Origin of the sequence: Paenibacillus konkukensis (assembly GCF_023523925.1) — a bacterium.
GTDB lineage: Bacteria > Bacillota > Bacilli > Paenibacillales > NBRC-103111 > Paenibacillus_S > Paenibacillus_S doosanensis.
Window position 1 is genome coordinate 312,916 of the sequence record NZ_CP027059.1, and the last position, 17,173, is coordinate 330,088.

Annotated in this window: 12 protein-coding genes; 1 reads left to right on the forward strand and 11 read right to left on the reverse strand. The window is 52.3% G+C overall.

Annotated features, from left to right (window positions below):
• Nucleotides 1-62 precede the first annotated feature (62 nt).
• From SK3146_RS01350 to SK3146_RS01385, 8 genes are all read right to left on the reverse strand, one after another.
• Nucleotides 63-1,865, reverse strand: a complete 1,803-nt coding sequence (locus tag SK3146_RS01350; RefSeq protein ID WP_249863370.1) for a sensor histidine kinase — start codon at nucleotides 1,863-1,865, stop codon at nucleotides 63-65.
• The gene (locus SK3146_RS01355) at nucleotides 1,865-2,686 is read right to left on the reverse strand and encodes a response regulator transcription factor (RefSeq protein WP_249863371.1); all 822 of its coding nucleotides are present in this window, start codon (nucleotides 2,684-2,686) and stop codon (nucleotides 1,865-1,867) included. Before SK3146_RS01355 ends, SK3146_RS01350 begins: the two co-directional genes overlap by 1 nt.
• Before the next feature lie 417 nt (nucleotides 2,687-3,103).
• On the reverse strand, nucleotides 3,104-4,474 hold the full coding sequence (gdhA, locus tag SK3146_RS01360; protein ID WP_249863372.1) for an NADP-specific glutamate dehydrogenase: 1,371 nt from the start codon (nucleotides 4,472-4,474) through the stop codon (nucleotides 3,104-3,106).
• A 222-nt stretch (nucleotides 4,475-4,696) separates the two neighbouring features.
• Nucleotides 4,697-5,590 carry an ROK family protein gene (locus SK3146_RS01365; RefSeq protein WP_249863373.1) on the reverse strand — a complete coding sequence of 298 codons (894 nt, stop codon included), beginning with the start codon at nucleotides 5,588-5,590 and terminating at the stop codon, nucleotides 4,697-4,699.
• Between the two features lie 518 nt (nucleotides 5,591-6,108).
• Nucleotides 6,109-7,263 carry a serine hydrolase domain-containing protein gene (locus SK3146_RS01370; RefSeq protein ID WP_249863374.1) on the reverse strand — a complete coding sequence of 385 codons (1,155 nt, stop codon included), beginning with the start codon at nucleotides 7,261-7,263 and terminating at the stop codon, nucleotides 6,109-6,111.
• A 202-nt stretch (nucleotides 7,264-7,465) separates the two neighbouring features.
• On the reverse strand, nucleotides 7,466-8,737 hold the full coding sequence (locus SK3146_RS01375) for an FAD-binding protein (protein ID WP_249863375.1): 1,272 nt from the start codon (nucleotides 8,735-8,737) through the stop codon (nucleotides 7,466-7,468).
• Nucleotides 8,738-9,028: 291 nt separating this feature from the next.
• The gene (locus SK3146_RS01380; protein WP_249863376.1) at nucleotides 9,029-10,468 is read right to left on the reverse strand and encodes a LamG-like jellyroll fold domain-containing protein; all 1,440 of its coding nucleotides are present in this window, start codon (nucleotides 10,466-10,468) and stop codon (nucleotides 9,029-9,031) included.
• 31 nt (nucleotides 10,469-10,499) lie between these two features.
• Nucleotides 10,500-11,783 carry an ABC transporter substrate-binding protein gene (locus SK3146_RS01385; RefSeq protein ID WP_249863377.1) on the reverse strand — a complete coding sequence of 428 codons (1,284 nt, stop codon included), beginning with the start codon at nucleotides 11,781-11,783 and terminating at the stop codon, nucleotides 10,500-10,502.
• A 185-nt stretch (nucleotides 11,784-11,968) separates the two neighbouring features.
• On the opposite strand from SK3146_RS01385, the gene SK3146_RS01390 reads away from it, so the two are divergent.
• Entirely contained in the window at nucleotides 11,969-12,811 is an 843-nt protein-coding gene (locus SK3146_RS01390; protein ID WP_249863378.1) for an AraC family transcriptional regulator, read from the forward strand.
• A gap of 189 nt (nucleotides 12,812-13,000) precedes the next feature.
• On the opposite strand, the gene SK3146_RS01395 is transcribed toward SK3146_RS01390, so the two are convergent.
• The 3 genes from SK3146_RS01395 to SK3146_RS01405 all read right to left on the reverse strand — a co-directional run bounded on the left by SK3146_RS01395 (nucleotide 13,001) and on the right by SK3146_RS01405 (nucleotide 17,121).
• Nucleotides 13,001-14,755, reverse strand: coding sequence for a glycoside hydrolase family 2 protein (locus tag SK3146_RS01395; protein WP_249863379.1), 1,755 nt, complete (start codon nucleotides 14,753-14,755; stop codon nucleotides 13,001-13,003).
• Nucleotides 14,756-14,917: 162 nt separating this feature from the next.
• Complete coding sequence (locus SK3146_RS01400) at nucleotides 14,918-15,712, reverse strand: DUF817 domain-containing protein (RefSeq protein WP_249863380.1); 795 nt, start codon at nucleotides 15,710-15,712, stop codon at nucleotides 14,918-14,920.
• A gap of 209 nt (nucleotides 15,713-15,921) precedes the next feature.
• Nucleotides 15,922-17,121 carry an MFS transporter gene (locus SK3146_RS01405; RefSeq protein WP_249866141.1) on the reverse strand — a complete coding sequence of 400 codons (1,200 nt, stop codon included), beginning with the start codon at nucleotides 17,119-17,121 and terminating at the stop codon, nucleotides 15,922-15,924.
• Nucleotides 17,122-17,173: the final 52 nt, after the last annotated feature.

Here is a 17,173-nt window from a genome sequence, read left to right on the forward strand (position 1 = left end):
CGGTCCTCCTAAAATTAGGATAATCGTAAATTGCACATGACACCATGCGGTATTTCTGACATTTAGGTTGAAGATTCTGACTGTCTTTCCCCGGGACCTCCGTTGCCCGGAAGGGTCAGCTGCACGAAAGTCCCGCTGCCGGGGATGCTTTGAATAGAGAGCCCGTACGCCTTTCCATAGTGGAGTTGGATACGCTGATGAACGTTGAGCAGCCCGATACCCGTTTGCGGGTTTTCCGCCTTCCCGGATAGCGCCGTCTGAATGTCCGCTAGTTTGGACGGCTCTATTCCCTGGCCTTCGTCGGTTACGCTCAGCACCAGTTGATCGCCCCGGAAGCAGCTGCGGATCGCTATTGTCCCTTGGCCCATCTTCAATTCCAGGCCGTGTACGATCGCATTTTCAACCAACGGCTGCAGAATAAAGCGCGGAACAACCACTCGAAGCGTATCCGGATGCATCTCGATAACCATATGAAATTTGTCGGCATAGCGATAGTTTTGGATATATACATACTTATTAACATTCGTGATTTCCCGGTCGAGCGTCACCAGCTCCTTCCCTTTGATGGCTTCGCGCATGAGATCCCCTAACGCCTTGGACAGCCTGCCGACATCGGGAGCCCCTTGAATGCGCGCCAACCAATTAATCGTTTCCAGTGTATTAAACAGAAAATGCGGGTTAATTTGAAACATAAGGTATTTTAACTGGGAGCGCTGCTTTAACAGTTCTTCCTGATATACCTGATTGATCAGATAGCTGATCCTTTCGATCATACGGTTAAAATTGCGGCTTAAAACGCCAATTTCGTTGCGCGAATGGTAATGGAAGCTGACATCGAGGCGGTCGCGTTCGACATGCTTCATCATCTCCGACAGCTGCCGAATCGGCCTGGAGATGCCGTTCGACATGCAGTAGGCAAGAAGGATCGCCAGCACGAATACGGACAAGAAAATAAGCAGCATCCAATTTTTCAAAATGAGCGACTGGATCAAATAGTTTTCTGCAGGAATGACACTAATTATCTTCCATCCCATGTTACCTATTTGCTGGTAAGTAATGATTTGCCTGCGTCCGTCCACTTGTTCCGCAAAGTTGCCCTGCTTCCCTCCGCCGAGAATACGATCAATGTACGACGCGTCCGGTCGGCTGTTAATCAAGGATTCGTTTTCATGTGAGATAATTTGACCGTTCTGATCGATAATATATAGATCTCCTTGCTCAATCAGTTTAATCTGATTGTAATACTTGGATATTGCTGTTTTCTTGTAATCCAATATAAAATAACCGATCTTCTTTAAATTATCGACATCATAAATCGAGCTGCCCCCTGCGATAAATAGAGGATCGCTCTCCAGATTGATCCAGATCAGATCGCCCTTATTGCTTATAATCTGATCCCAGTCGTCCCTATTCAAGCTTGTCTTAAACGGCCGGTCTCCCGTTTGAAATACTTGTCCGTTCAACGAAATGAGATGAACGTTCTCCACATCATCGCGGTCGATAATAGCCGCGTACAATATTTGACTTACCGCGTTAGACAGCGATAAGTAATCGACCATGGACAGTTGTCCCGTATTGGCCTGCATCAGAGCGCGGCGCACTTCGGGATTAGTAAAGATGGCGTAATACAGTCGGTCGATCTCACGCAAATTCAGTTCAATATTTTTGCTGACTTCGCTCAGAAGATCGATCGTATAGTCATTGGTCTTTTCTTGAATGAGCAAGTTGGATTTTTGGTAAGTGAGTGTGCCGATAATGGCGAGAGGAATGAAATTTAACAACAGGAAGGCGATAAAGAGCTTATTGCGAATACTTAGGTCGGCGCTGATTCTCTTCAGCTTCGACAGCCATGCGGCTTCGCGCATCAAGATTCCTCCGTTTCGTCCTGCCCGGAATGAAGACGCTTGCGAAATTCATGCGGCGTGACTCCGTAATGCTTTTTGAACAGCTGGCCGAAATAACGCGAATCCCGGATTCCGACGCGCTCCGCAATTTCATAGATTTTAATCGAGGCATCCGCCAACAAATGAACCGCTTGCTGCATCCGGATACGCACCAGGACGTTCACGAAGTTATCGCCGGTTTCCTTTTTGAACAAGCGGGTCAAATAATCGGGATGAAAATGATAGCGCTGCGAAAATAGCTGGAGCGTAAGGTCTTCCATATAGCGGGTTTCCATCTCGCGCAAAATATCCACAATCACGCTGCTCACACTGTTGGAAGAAGCATCCGCTTTAACCTTGCTCTCCAGTATGTACTGATATTCCTTCAACCGCTCCTCTATGTCTTTGGCGGCTTTCTTCCGTTCGCGTTCGCTGTCGATCGATTCCTTTACTTTTCTACATTCGTTCATGATCTCATCCGGATCGGTCGGCTTCAACACGAAGCCTGAAGCTCCCAGCTGAATCGCCTTCAGGGCATATTCCAGCTGATGATAGGCGGTAATAAAAATGACTTTGAGCTGAGGATGCTCATGTCTTGCGCATTCCATCAGCTCAAGTCCGTTCATGCCGGGCATGCGGATATCGGTCAATAAAATATCCGATCTGCAGGAACGGATTAAGTCAAGCGCCTCCACCCCGTTGCTTACAAGTCCTGACAGAACGAACCCTTCTTCCTCCCAGGGCAACATCGACAAGCCTTGCCTTGTAATCGGCTCGTCGTCGGCAATAATGATGCTTACCACTCCACCGCCTCCTTAGTAAACGTTTTCATTTTACTGCGAACATTTTACGTAAATGGCATGTGCATACAATTATATTACTTCGATCCATCCCGGTAATCAATTCCATTTGTGCAGGAAATCCGTTCCGGTCAAGCTGTCCGAGCAGAACAAATCCCCCAAAAGTGACGTGATGCTCTGAAGCTTATTCCGTCCGCATCCAGCTTCAGCTGGATCGGCGTCTAACCATTCAGCCAGGATCGTTCTATGGTTAGACATTACTTTCGGGGGAGCCCACGGATATCCACAGGATATGGCTGCGCATCATTTCCTAAACAATTAAGAAAGACCGCCCGGTTGCCCGCGGCGGCCTTCATCATCTCCAAATGAATGAAACTGGAGTATTAGTCATATGGCTTAAAATTGTATCGGCAGAGGTTTTTAAATGACCCCTTGCGCGATCATCGCATCTGCTACTTTAATGAAGCCGGCAATGTTCGCTCCAACGACAAGATTTCCCGGATGGCCGTACTCTTCTGCCGCTTGAACGGAGCTTCTGTAAATATTTTTCATGATAGCGTGAAGTTTATCGTCTACTTCATGGAAGTGCCACGAGTATCTCATGCTGTTCTGGGACATTTCGAGTGCGGATACCGCAACGCCGCCTGCATTTGCCGCTTTGGCCGGTCCGAACAGAACGCCTGCTTCCAGGAAGATTTCGATCGCTTCCAGTGTGGACGGCATATTGGCTCCTTCGCCGACGGCTTTGACGCCGTTGCGCACAAGCGTTTTTGCGGCTTCAGCGTCGATCTCGTTTTGCGTTGCGCTTGGGAGCGCGATGTCGCAAGGAATCGTCCAGATGCCGTTGCAGCCCTCGTGATACGTCGCATGCGGATGCTCTTTCACATACTCGCTGATCCGCTTTCTTTCGACTTCCTTCAAGCGGCGGACGGTGTCCAGGTCAATTCCGTTTTCATCGTAAATGTAACCGTTGGAGTCGCTGCAAGCAACAACTTTGGCGCCCAGCTGCATCGCTTTTTGGATCGAATAAATAGCCACGTTGCCGGAGCCGGACACGACAACCGTGCTGCCGTCGAAGCTAAGACCTTGAGACTGCAGCATTTCGTTAACGAAGTATACGCAGCCGTAGCCGGTAGCTTCCGTACGCGCCAAGCTGCCGCCGTAGATAATGCCTTTGCCTGTCAATACGCCCGCTTCATAAGCGCCGCGGATTCTTTTATATTGACCGAACATGTACCCGATTTCACGTGCACCGACGCCGATGTCCCCTGCAGGCACGTCGATGTCTTGCCCGATATATTTATTCAGCTCTGTCATGAAGCTTTGGGTGAAACGCATGATTTCGTTGTCGGATTTGCCTTTGGGGTCGAAGTCGGAGCCGCCTTTACCGCCGCCGATCTGCTGGCCTGTAAGCGAGTTTTTGAATGTTTGTTCGAAGCCGAGAAATTTAATGATGCTTGCATTTACGGAAGGATGGAAGCGCAAACCGCCTTTGTACGGTCCGATCGCACTGTTAAACTGGACGCGGAAGCCGCGATTGACGCGAATGACCCCTTGGTCGTCGACCCAAGGTACCCGGAACGTAATGAGGCGCTCCGGCTCTACAAGACGCTCAAGAATACCGTGCTGCATATATTTCGGATGCTTGGCGAAAACGGGAGTCAAAGATTCCAAAATTTCTTTTACCGCCTGATGAAATTCACTCTCATTAGGATTACGCTTCACTACAGTTTCATATACGGATTGTACGTATGCTTTTGCCTGGGTTTCGTTATCTACTTGCAAAGTCACTCAGCTCAACCACCCTTAACTTAGTATGGGATAGACAAATGTCTAATATATATTAGTTTTACCTCATTTTTATTCATAGTTCAACAAAAAATTTACATGTTATGTAACCTGACTAACCGTCGTCATTAATGGATCATTTGTTGGTAACTATGCTCAAGGAGCCTGTTGACATATGTCATTTTTCCTAATCTATAAATGTGAGAAACTAGAGAAATACTCGTTTTAATCCGCCTTCGTGTTACATTTGGTCAAAGCCGCTATCCCCAGTGCCAGCGATCCGGTCAAGCCTGCATTAGCTCCAAGAGCGGGAGCCACGATATAATGGTCTATATCCGATAAAATGACCGGGCTGCTGACATAACCGTTTAAATTGCGCAGTACCTCGGAGCGGATCATCGGGAATAACTGCTTCTGCTGCATGACGCCGCCTCCCAGGATGATTTTCTTCGGGGACAGCGTCAGGATGGTGCAGGTTATCGATTGCGCAATATAATGCGCTTCGATTCTCCATGCCGTGTGATCCGCCGCAAGCTCGCTCCCTTTGCTCCCCCATCGCTTCTCAATGGCAGGGCCCGAAGCCATTCCTTCCAGACAATCCATATGATACGGACAGCACCCTTCAAAGGGATCGTCCGGATGTCTGCGAACCGGAATATGCCCGCCCTCAGGATGAACAAGACCGTGAACGAGCCGGCCCTCCGCGTAAATGCCCATACCGATGCCGGTGCCGATGGTGTAATAAACGCAGCTGTCCAACCCTTTAGCAGCTCCCCATTTGGCTTCGCCGAAGGCGGCGGCATTGACGTCCGTGTCCCATCCGCAGGGAACGTCGAAAACGTTCTTCATTGTCCCCAGGAAATCATACCCGCCCCAGCCGGGCTTCGGCGTTGTGGTCACGTAACCGTACTGCGGGCTTTGGGGATCGATATCAATAGGGCCGAAGGAGCCGATGCCGATCGCGTCAACCTGCTTGTCTTGAAAATAGCCGATTACTTTGCTCATCGTTTGTTCGGGTTGCTCGGTCGGAAAGCTGATGCGATCCAGAATCACGCCATCCTCGCTGCCGATCCCGCAAACAAATTTGGTGCCTCCTGCTTCAATTGCGCCAATGACCATTGTTGTCCTCCTTCATTTACGACAAAAAGTTTTTGTAATCGTTCGGCGTAATGCCGTAACGTTTTTTAAACGTTTTGGGCTTTTTCCCGCAAAAAAATCTAGCGATCAGTCTTCCATGTAAGACGGCTCAATATAATTGATTATACTAGAAACCGACCTGCTGTGGTTCGATAATTTGGATTGATTGACGATTTCCGTGATTCTCGTCATGATAAATTGACATTGCGCGAAAAGCTGGTTGATTGTCATATAGGGCGGAAGTCCGTCTAAATACCTAACATGATATGTCATATGAACCATTAATGCAGAGTGAACTTGAACAATGTTCCGCGACATTCCCCATTCTGATCTTATTGATGATCATGTCTCAAATAAAAATGATGATTCAGAGCCTCCCCCGACTCCAGATACGCTTTATCGGCAAGGCAAACACCGGGCTTAGTCCATGTAGTCGAACGGCAAACAGCCCGGCTCTAATAAGATGCCGGGCTATTCGTTCCAAATCGTAAAAATTATGTTTACGTTAAACTCAATCTCTCGCGGATCAGATCGGTGACAAGCCGATCGGGGGAACGCTTGCCTCTACCGACCTTCATGCGGTTGCACAGCACCGCCGCAGCCAAACGGTTCTCCGGATCGGCATACCCGATCATACCGCCCAAACCGGAATAGCCGAAAGCTGTCGGTCTGCCTCCCATCGCATCCCCTTCTTGGCCGAGGCTGTAGCCGAGCCCCAATCGATTGGGAGCCAGCCCCACTTCGTCGATGCCTTCGAACTGCAGCGCCGCCGCCGCCGCTATGGCGTCCTGCCCGAGCAGGCGCCTGCCGTTCACGCCCTGGCCGATCAGCGAAGCATACATGCACGCTAACGCCTGCGCCGTAACGACGATATTCACGGCGGGAACGGCTGCAGCATGGAACCACGGCGAGTTCCATTCCGGATTGGCGACGGGAACCAGAGCGGGGGGAAGAACACGTTTGAACAGCATGTCATCCGGCAGGGAAGCAATCTGCACGGCTTCGCCGCTAATTTCGGCGATACGGGCTTCTGCTTCCGCGGGAGCGCCCAAGTACAGCCCCTGTTCGATGCCCAAAGGCTTGCCTATCTCGTCTTGGATAATTTGAGCAATTGTCCGGCCGTCCGCTCGGGATGCGGTCTCGCCCAATATCCAGCCGAAGGTCAGCCCATGGTAGCCTGACTTGCTGCCCGGCTCCCAGATGGGCTCCAGCTTCTCCATCTCGCAGACCATCGCTTGCCAGTCGGCGACGAGCCGCATATCCGCGTACGCAGGCATCAGAGGGATTCCCGCCGTATGCGTAAGCACCTGGCGGAGCGTAATGTTTTCTTTGCCGTTCGTTCCGAATTCGGGCCAGTAATGGGCAATCTTCTCATCGTACGCCAGTTTGCCCTGCTGCGCGAGAATATGAACGGCCGTTGAAACGACGCCTTTGGAGCAAGATTGGATCACGAATAACGTATCCGCAGCAACGGGCCGCCGTCCTGCGGCATCCGCGCTTCCTGCAACAACATTAAGAATCGGCTCGCCGTGCCAGTAAGCCGCCGCCTGGAAGCCTGCGCCTGTATCTTCTTCCGCAAGCTCCTCCAGCAGCCGTTTGACTTGAATCTGCAAATCGATAAGATCTTGACGTTTGCTAATCAATGGATTGGTCAATGCGCTTCACTCCCTTATTTGAATTGAACTATAAGGTGCAAAGCCCATCCTGTGAGTCCGGCAGGCGAACAGGGTTTCTTATCACCGCCCATACAAAGGTTCGCCCTAAGAATAGGCTTTGCATGAGCCGCGTGTCATCCCGGCAAAATGATTTGCCATCCCAATCGACCCCCTCTCTATGAAAATGATCGCTCTCGCCGGCTTAAGGCTGCGCTTTCATCACATAACGATTCAAGTAATCGTTTCTGAATTTGCCTTCCGGATCGAACTGAAGCAGCAGCTCCCGGAAGTCGGGCAGTTTATCATAAAGCGCCTCCAGTCGCGCCGCCGGCATCGTGAACAGCTTGGCCCAATGCGGGCGCGCTTCGAACGGCGCAAGCGCCTCCTCGATGAACGGCAGTAATTGCAGCACGGAATCCGTATTCAGCTTCCAGGTGAAATGAATGCCGACCGAATCGCGTCCGCAGCAAGGGCTCATCCACAAGCTGTCTTTCGCTACCGTACGCACTTCGGAAACGTACAGCAGCGGAGCAATCCGCTCCCTCAGACGGTCGAGAGCGCATAGCGCTTCATAAGCGCGCTCGCGCGGCACGAAATATTCGCTCTGCAGCTCCTCCCCGGCGCTTGGCGTAAATTCCATGCGAAAATGCGGCAGACGTTCGTACGACGGCCCCGGAACCCCGAGCTGCGGACTGCAGCTGTCGGCCGGGTAGCCCTTCACCGGGTGACGGTTTGCGTCAGCCTGCCGGCAGCCGAAAAATTCCGCCGCCACGGAGCCGGAGCTGCCGTCTTCAAGCTTCTGCTTCACCCACACCTGATTGAACGCCGGCTGTTTCCAATCCGTAAACAGGCTGACGCTGTAAGCGCTTGATGTGATGTCGTCAAAATGGTCTTGAAGACGCTCGAATGCCAAATCATCGTACACGGATTGGCTTATCTGAAATGCCGGTACGATGTCCAAAGTAAGCTTCGTCACAACGCCCAAGCCGCCGAGATTGACCACGGCCCCTTCCCAGATGTCTTCGTGCTGATCGCGGGAAAGCCGGACGACGCTCCCGTCCGCCTTCACAATCTCCATAGCGCTTACGGCGGTGGCCAGATTGCCGCAGCTATCGCCTGATCCGTGCGTCGCAGTCGCGATGGCGCCGACAACCGAAATATGCGGCAGCGAGGCCAAATTGTGCAGCGCATAGCCGTGATCGTGCAAATACCGGCTTAGCTCCCCGTAGCGGATGCCGGCCTCGACCGTAACTTGACCGGCGGCTGTGTCCAAGCCGATCACCTTGTTCATATTTTGCAGCGATAACAAACACTCACCGGAGTCGGCTATGCCATTGAACGAATGGCGCGTGCCGAGCACCTTCAGCCTGCTGCGGCTCGCTACCGCCTGCTGCACCTCTTGCACGCTGCCCGGAGTCAGCAGCTCCGAAGCGCGGTATTCATAGTTTCCTGCCCAGTTTCGATGATTAGCCATGCGTACACCTCTTTCGTCAAGTCGCGTTTCAGTTGAAAGGCTTGCTCTCTTTCGGTTATACCACAAAATGATCGCCATTGCGTTAAAAATTTACAATGTATATTCACATTTTCATATGAAAAGCAAAAAGCCGCCGATCGGCGGCTTTTTGACTGCATCATAAAGGGCGGCATTGGTCGTTTTGCCCGGTTTATCCCGCGTTATTTACACGACCGGCGGCAGATGGCAGATGGCAGACGGCTTGTCATCCGACGGTTGCCGGCTCGTCTTGCAGCCCGCGATACGTATCGCCTATCGGCCGCGAATCATCATCGCGATATCCGCTTCCTGAAGCGGAACCGAATACAGCTTCACTTGACGGATCACGCCGTCAAACGCATCCGCGCCGCAAGCGTCACCAAACGCATCGCCGCCGAAGCGCCCGCCATATCCTCCGGCTCCCGTATGCGGTCCGACGATGCCGAAACCGGCTTGAACGCTGCCCGCCAGCTTCCCGTCCAGGTATAGAGAAACCGCGCCTTCGGCAAAGCTGAGCGCCGCATGACGCCATGTATCGCCGGCATGCGCCTGTACCGGGGTTTGAAGGATGATCCGCTCCCCCTCGGACGCGACGGCCGCTTCCAGCATCCCGTCGCGAAGCCGCAAAGCCCAGCCGTTCTTCCCGTCCCCTTCGTCAAATAACACTTGCGTGCCTGCGAGACGGTTCGGGCAGAACTGCATCGTCATCGTGCGCAAGGAAAACGCGTTGTGCAGAAAGCCATCCGCCTCCTCCGCAGCCAAACGTACGGGAGCATAGGTCGGCGTGCCGTATTGGGCCAACAGCGTGTACGTGTCGAGCAGCCGGGCCAGCTCAGATTCGTTTACCGGGAATACCGTATTATGTCTTGCGCGGTACGGAATGCGGAACTCGTCCTGGTCAAGCTCTCTCCACTCGCGGAAATCGGTTGTCTCCATCATGCCGAACTTGCCGTAGGACCAATAATCGTAGAACAGCAGCCAGCGATTCGTTCCTTCCAGCTTCAGAAACTCGGGCCCTTCCGTGTGGTCCGGCGTGCGCACGCCCGGAACGACCGTATACGGCCCCTCCAGCCGGTCGGCAACGGCCAGAACGTTATGGCAAGGATGCTTGACGCTGCGGTCGTATACAACGCTTTCATCTTTCACGGCCATATAATATTTGCCCTCATGCTCCGCCAGCGAAGCGTCGATTGTCTGGTAGCCGGGATCGAAGAAGAGCGACGGCTCCGTCAGCGTAAGCCAATCCGGCGTCCAGGCCGCATAATGCTTGCTGCTGCCCAAATCCGGTCCGCAGCTGGAAGCCCAATACAGCAAATATTGATCGCGCCCGTGATCGTAAGTAAATTCCGGCGCCCAGCTGTTCTTTGCATCGTCTATACCCTGCATGACCGGAAGCTTCCTCTCGTCCTCCCAGACGATCAGATCGGTTGAACGGCTATACCCGATATGGATTCCCCTCGGGCGGATGGTGAACACCATATGCCAGCAGCCGTCTGCGCCCTTGGCGATGAATGGATCGCGCAGGACGCCTTCCCCCACCGATGTTGTGAAGACGGGGCGGTTTTCGTTCAGCTCGTACCAGTGGAGCCCGTCCCTGCTATAGGCGTAATGCAGCTTTTCCTCCTTATGCATCTGATTCGGTCCGGACCGAAAGTATCCCATGACATAGGCGGGAGCTCCTCCTGCGGTTTCCGGTTGGTTGAATTGAGACATTGATGGTTTCTCCTCCTTTTCGAATATCCGATTATCTTTTGGCTTCCTCGATTCGTTTGTTCGCTTCATCCTCGGCCTGTCTCAAAACCGTGTTGACATCCAGCTTCCCTTTCAAATACTCGTTCATCGATTTATTGATGACGTCTTTAATAATTTCCTCATACTCGGTAGGAGGCGGATTTTGACCGATCTTCATTTTCAGCAGCGCCGGTATGTTTTTGCCTTGCAGCGAGGCCAGATCCGCCCCGAAATCCTTCGTCGCGTCTTTATCTTGGATCACCGGGATCAGCCCTCTTCGCGCCATGCGAGCTTGACTATCCATCTCCGTTAAGAAGGCCATCACCTTGAACGCCTCTTCTTTATGCTTGCTCTGCGTGGACAGCAGCAGGCCGGACACGTCGGTTTCCTTCACCAGCGGAGCCTCTTTGCGGCTTGGGAACGTAACGATATCCCAGTTCGGCTCGGTACCGGCCTGATGCAGCTCCTCCAGCTGATTGAGACGGTTATAGGCGACCATCATCGCCAAATTTTTGTTTTTCTCGAAATCGTTGAATATGCCTTTCGTTTGATTGCCCGGTATATCCTTGATCGATTTGTACATCTCGAAATATGACTTCCAGGCGTCCGACGTCAGGAACGCTTTGCCTGTCTTCGGATCGTGAAGCGGAAGCATCATGGAGGCCGAGATGCGCGGAGACGCGATCAGATCCAGCCCGTAATACTGCTGGCCGCCGTCCGTTTTGCTCAGCTGGCGGGCGAGGTCGATCGTTTCGTCCCAAGTAATGCCGTCCTTCGGATAGGGAACGCCGAACCGGTCGAATATATCCTTGTTGTAATAAAGCGCCGCAGGATTGCTGTACAGAGGCAGCATATACAGCTCGCCTTTGCTTCCGTAGCTTTGCAGAGTTTGAATAATGTTCGGGTCGAATTTGGACATGTCGAGGCCGCTTTTCTTAATATAAGAGTTCAAGTCCTCGGCAAGCCCGAGCGGCGTGTACTTATAAATGTCAAAATTGGCCTGCAGCATCATGTCGGGAAACGTGCCGGCGGTGAGCATATCTTCGAAAGACTGATTGGCCGGCTTGCGCACTAATTCCATCGTAATGTTCGGGAACTTCGCTTTGACCGGCTCGGCGATCAGCTTATTGAAGTCTTCGTCGGTCACATTGAGCAAATATTGAAGGACGGTAAGCTTGATCGGTTCTTGCTTCTCCTCCTCTTGAGCCGCTTGCTTCGGCGTATCGGAGCCGGAGCAGGCGGAGGTCATGATCAGCATAGCGGCAGAAGCGAGCAACAGTGCTTTTTTTCCTTTCATCGGAAAACACCCCTTAATTTATTTTTCATAATGATCATACAAGGCAGCGCATTCGGTTTGAATACAGTTATGGGATGAAAAAGTGAGTATTCCAGACATCGCAGCGATTCATTTTATTATGGTACAATACTTTCATCACGCCTAAGAAAAAAACGGTCTTTACTGCCAATAAAATTTCAAATGAAATGGTGAGGATAATGGACAAGTACGGGCCAATTTATCATATTCCGTCAATCGGCGAAATCTCTCCCCCCATCAGCGTGCCGTTTATCGGCATCAACTACTGCAGCCCTGCTTACCGCAATGTGAGAAAAGTGGCCCAAATTACGGTCATCGGCTGCGTGCTGTCAGGCCGCGGGAAAGTTCGCGTCAATGAGCAAACAAGCCGCGTGCAGCAAGGCGACGTCTTCCTCCTGCGAAGCGGCTGCTTCCACGAGGTCATATCCGAAGCGACGCCGGAGGAGCCTTGGGTGTTTATATGGTATAACGTTCACAGCCAGTGGGCGCTCAACGTTCTGGAGGCTTACCGTCTGCTCTCGACCGTCGTTGTTCCGAATGCGTCCATAGAATCGTTATTCAGACAAGGGATTGAATGGGCCGAGAGCAAGACGATCGAGGAAATGCAAGGAGCCATGCAGCTGTTGTTCATGCAGATCGTCATCCGGCTATCGGAAATCCAGAGGAGCCGGGGCGAGCTTCTATCCATGCTTGTTCGGCAAATTAAACTGCACCTGGATAACCAAATACTGCAGCCGTTTCATACGGAGCAGCTCGTCAAGGAGCTCGGCATGTCGGCCAAGCATTTGAACCGGGTGTTCAAGAAAGAAATGGGGACGACCATTTATAATTATGTACTGACCAAAAAGATGGAATCGGCCAAGCTGATGCTGATCGAGACGAATTTAACGGTCAACGAAATTTCCGAGCAATTGGGCTATTCGGACGCCCACTATTTCTCCAATCTGTTCAAGCAAAAAAACGGCGTTCGCCCTACCGCTTTCCGCATCCGATTCAGCGAACACCGATAAGAGCCACTCTTATTTGAAGCGGTTTCACAATGGATTAACCCTGCGTCAGGAGGCGGCTTTTCATGCGATGGGTACCGCAAGAAAGCCTTCCTGCAAGCGCGGTGAACAACGAACCGCCGGCGGCCAACAGAGATTTCCGCTCGCTGTTGTCGCTCCTATCGACTCGCCGGCCGCCTGTTCGCTGTTCTTTTAAACGTTCGGCCCCTCCGCTTGCTCAATAGCCGCCGGCTTCATATTGATTCTGCGAATCGCTTCCCTTGGAAACTTCAGCTTGCGGTCGTATGTATATAAGCCGTTCACCTCTTGCTCTACGTCATACAGCTGGGTATAGCACAAGCCGCTAATATGCGGGTTGTCTAATATTACCGTCATCAGCCCCTCGTACCGGGCGAGAAACTCCTCTTCGCTCTTCGGACGGTCGCCGTATCCCCAGCCTTCTTCGTGAGATTGGGCAGGGTCCCACCAGATGCCTCCATATTCCGCCACCTGATAAGGCTGTCCCTCGTACTTTTGCCGTTTCGGATGCCGCACGTACACTTCGCCGCCGTTTTTCATCGTCTCCAATCGAGCGGCAAACGATTCGGGATCTTGATCGTAATCATGCAGACTGAACAGATCCGTCTTCACATGAAAATGTCCGCTCGTATCTTTCACCGGACGGGTCGGATCGACGCTCTTGCTCACCTCGTAAGTGATGCGCAGCACTTCGTTGTCCTGCTTCGTCCCGTCGCGGTCCCAGGTTTCGTTGAAGGGGCACCAGCCGACGATGGACGGATGATTGAAGTCGCGCTCCATCCCTTCGAGCCATTCCGGCAAAAAGCTGCTTAGCCCTGCCGGCGTTGTAATGTCGAGCCCCCAGTTGGCGTGCTCCGCCCATACCAGATAGCCGAGCTTGTCGGCCCAATACAAGAAGCGGGGCTCGAACATTTTCTCATGCAGCCGCGCTCCGTTGAACCCCAGATCCATCGCAAGCTCGATGTCCCGGCGGAGCGCCTCGTCGGTCGGCGCCGTATAAATCCCGTCCGGATAAAAGCCCTGATCCAGCACGAGACGCTGAAATACGGTCCGTCCGTTTATCAATACCGCTTTATCGGTCAGCGTAATCTCCCGCATGCCGAAATAACTGGTTACTCGATCGATCGCACGGCCATCCTCTTCCAGCGTAAAACAGAGATCGTACAGCCTGCCCTGCCCCGGCTCCCACAGATGCACCTCGTCCAGCGATACTTGCGTGTGAAGCTGATGGCTGCTCACTTGCGCCGTCCGGCTTCCTGCGAGCTTTCCGTCGTAATACGCGTCGATTCGCAGCGAAAGCCCCTTACGGTAGCTTCCCTTAAAGCGAATCGCCAAATTGGCCTGACCGTTGGCAGGGTCGGTTACGTTGCGGTACGAGTCGATATGGAAATCCGGAACGCATTCCAGCCATACGGTTTGCCAAATGCCGGTAGTCCGCGTGTAGTAACAATTATATGAATGATACTTCCCGCTTTGCTTGCCTCCCGGCTGCCTTCCCGTTCGCACATCGTCCTCCGCGCATACGGTCACGACGTTATCGCCTTCTCGAACCAGCTTCGTAATATCGAGCTGAAACGAGCTGTACCCGCCGCGGTGCGTACCCGCCGATTCGCCGTTAACCCATACTTCCGTTTCGTAATCGACGGCGCCGAAATGCAAAAGAACGCGCTTGCCCGACCAGTCCGTAGGCAGCGTAAAGGTCTTCCTGTACCAGACGGCAGGCATGAAATCGGTATATCCTATACCCGATAACGGGCTTTCCGGGCAGAAAGGGACCAGGATCGACTGCTGCAGCCGATCCGCCCGGTGAAGGTCGCGTCCTCTGCCTGTTCGTCCAAAGTCCATCTCAAACTCCCATGATCCGTTCAAATTGATCCATTCCTCGCGAACGAACTGCGGACGCGGGTATTCAGGTCTTGGAATGAGCATTGCGTTACTTCCTTTCGAATAGGTATTGTTCGATCCAAGGCTTACCATGTAATAGTAATCCTTTCCGCAGGAAGCCGTAAATACAATTAACGGATCAAAAAGTGAGGAATAAGGACAATGCGTTCGCATCTTCGCCGCCTCACGATCACCAAGACAAGCAAGCTAGATGAAGCTGCTGAACCATGAATCCTTTGCAGCCCGGCGAGCTTTCACATATTTGAGCTGGGCCACGATGATGACGCTAATAATGACGAGCAGGAACCACGAGCTGATTTTGCCGAAACTAACGATATGCCATGTTTGGTATTGATCGGGATATTTCCAAGCCCCGAGAAACGTGGCCACATTTTCAGCCAGCCAGATGAAAAAACCGACAATGAGAAAAGCGAGCGTTAAAGGCATTCGATAAGCGATCGTCCGCACCCGATAGATGATCCATGTTTTCCGGAAAACGATAAATACAAGCGCCGTCAGCCACCAGCGAAAATCCGGCATAACATGATGCGTGAAAAAATTGAAGTAAATGGCTCCGCCCAACAGCATCGACGGCATGAACCCGGGCCAGCCCGTCATGTCCATCCGCAGCCTCCGCCATACCTGGCACATAAAGCTGGCTACGCTTGCGTACATAAATCCGCTGTAGAGCGGGACGCCGAGCAGCTTCGTATACGCGGGCTCCGGATACGACCACGAGCCCATCCGCACCTTGAATATTTCCAGCGCCAACCCGATGAAGTGAAATACGCAGATCACTTTGATTTCATCGCCTGTCTCTAATCCGCTGCGGTACATGAAGAACTGCACTCCAAGCAGTATAAGTAAAATGGCATCGTAACGATGTATGAACGGGATCTGCACGACGCTAGTAATTGCCAAGGTACCGAAGATAGCGACGGGAAATAGGCAGCTCATCGCCTGATGATAGCCGAAATGCAGCAGTTGAATGATCGGTTTCAATTGGATGGATCTCCCTCCAAGGCGCTCCGTGTTGTACTTCGGTTGTGATAAGCGCCTTTTCTTTTACTAAGAATATAGGCGCGCCCGCCTTGGAAAAAGAGCAAATAAAGCATGGAAACTTTCCTGTTTTTGCCCGCCCGCCGAATGCAATGAGAACAAGGCCGCCGGCTTTATGCCGACAGCCTCGAAATAGCTCGCCGTCCCGCAGTCTAAATGATTTCTTTGCGCTTAAGCAAATAGCGGAATAAAATCATCCCGCTGACCGCGCATAACGCAGCGCACAAGCCGATGACGCCGTATCCGGCCTGGAGCCCGCGGAGCAGCCCCGTTTGCGATTCTGCGCCGAAAAGCCGTTTGACGGCTTCGATGACGCCCCCGATCACGTAATTGCCGATCACGCTGCCTAATCCCATAAGGGTCACCGTAAAAGTAATGGCCGTATCGCTGCCCTTCGGATATCTTCTGGCTATGAAAGCCATAACCGTCGGATAGATCATGGCAATGCCTGCGCCGGATGCCGCAAACAGAAAGGCGAAAGGTTCTCCGCCCCAAACGGCGGCAAACGTACAGACGGCCGAAAATCCCGAGAACAGGATCAGCGATAAGATAAACCCGATTTTATCGGTTAACGGTCCCAGCAGCAGCCGCGCCAGCGCAAAGCATAAGAAAAAGGCGGACAGCATCCCCGAAGCGGCAACCGTATCCCAGCCGTAAGCTTTCTCCAGAAAGTTCACGAGCCATCCTCCGACGGCCATCTCCGATACGACGCCGAACGACAAAATAAAGACCATGAACCATAGCACCGGATCTTTGAGCAAAGCTTGCAAAGGCACGCGTTCTTCATGATGAATGTCGTCCCCGGGGAACGTGCTGAACCATGCGGAAATCATCGGCAGCACGGACAACAGCAGCATAACGAGATACATGCCGCGCCAGTCCAACGCATGGCCGTAGACCGTAACCTCCATCAGTCCCGTGGCGATCAGCGGGGCGACCGTCGAGCTGAGGCCGTAGAAGCCATGGGACAAATTCATCATCGTCCCTGTGTTTTTCACAAAAATGCGCGCGCCGAGAATGGCCAGGCCGATTTCCAGCATGCCGTTTCCGATGTACATCAGGAAGTAAGAAGCCGAGAACATAGGATAATAGCGCGAGCAAAAAATAAATACGCCCGAGACGGCCATCACCGCAAATGCCGTCACCGTTACCGGCTTAATGCCCCATTTTCTGGTTAAATAAGCCGTAAAGGAGCAGGCGATCAAATAGCCGAGGGCGTTAAGGGATAATAAGGTGCCCAGCTGCGATTCGTTCAGCATAAAATCGAATTGTATGCGCGGAATGGCCGGTCCTTTAATATTTTCCGAAAACCCGAAGATGACGAATCCTAAAAAAATCGTAACCAGCTGCATAGCGTAAATCTTATTGAATGTTCCCGTACGCTTCCCCACTCTATGCTTTCCC

What these genes read in the sequence shown, in the direction of transcription:
- SK3146_RS01350 (WP_249863370.1), bottom strand. Translation starts at nt 1,865, where the DNA reads ATGCGCGAAGCCGCATGGCTGTCGAAGCTGAAGAGAATCAGCGCCGAC.
- SK3146_RS01365 (WP_249863373.1), bottom strand. Translation starts at nt 5,590, where the DNA reads ATGGTCATTGGCGCAATTGAAGCAGGAGGCACCAAATTTGTTTGCGGG.
- SK3146_RS01375 (WP_249863375.1), bottom strand. Translation starts at nt 8,737, where the DNA reads ATGGCTAATCATCGAAACTGGGCAGGAAACTATGAATACCGCGCTTCG.
- SK3146_RS01380 (WP_249863376.1), bottom strand. Translation starts at nt 10,468, where the DNA reads ATGTCTCAATTCAACCAACCGGAAACCGCAGGAGGAGCTCCCGCCTAT.
- SK3146_RS01385 (WP_249863377.1), bottom strand. Translation starts at nt 11,783, where the DNA reads ATGAAAGGAAAAAAAGCACTGTTGCTCGCTTCTGCCGCTATGCTGATC.
- SK3146_RS01390 (WP_249863378.1), top strand. Translation starts at nt 11,969, where the DNA reads ATGGTGAGGATAATGGACAAGTACGGGCCAATTTATCATATTCCGTCA.
- SK3146_RS01395 (WP_249863379.1), bottom strand. Translation starts at nt 14,755, where the DNA reads ATGCTCATTCCAAGACCTGAATACCCGCGTCCGCAGTTCGTTCGCGAG.
- SK3146_RS01405 (WP_249866141.1), bottom strand. Translation starts at nt 17,121, where the DNA reads ATGCAGCTGGTTACGATTTTTTTAGGATTCGTCATCTTCGGGTTTTCG.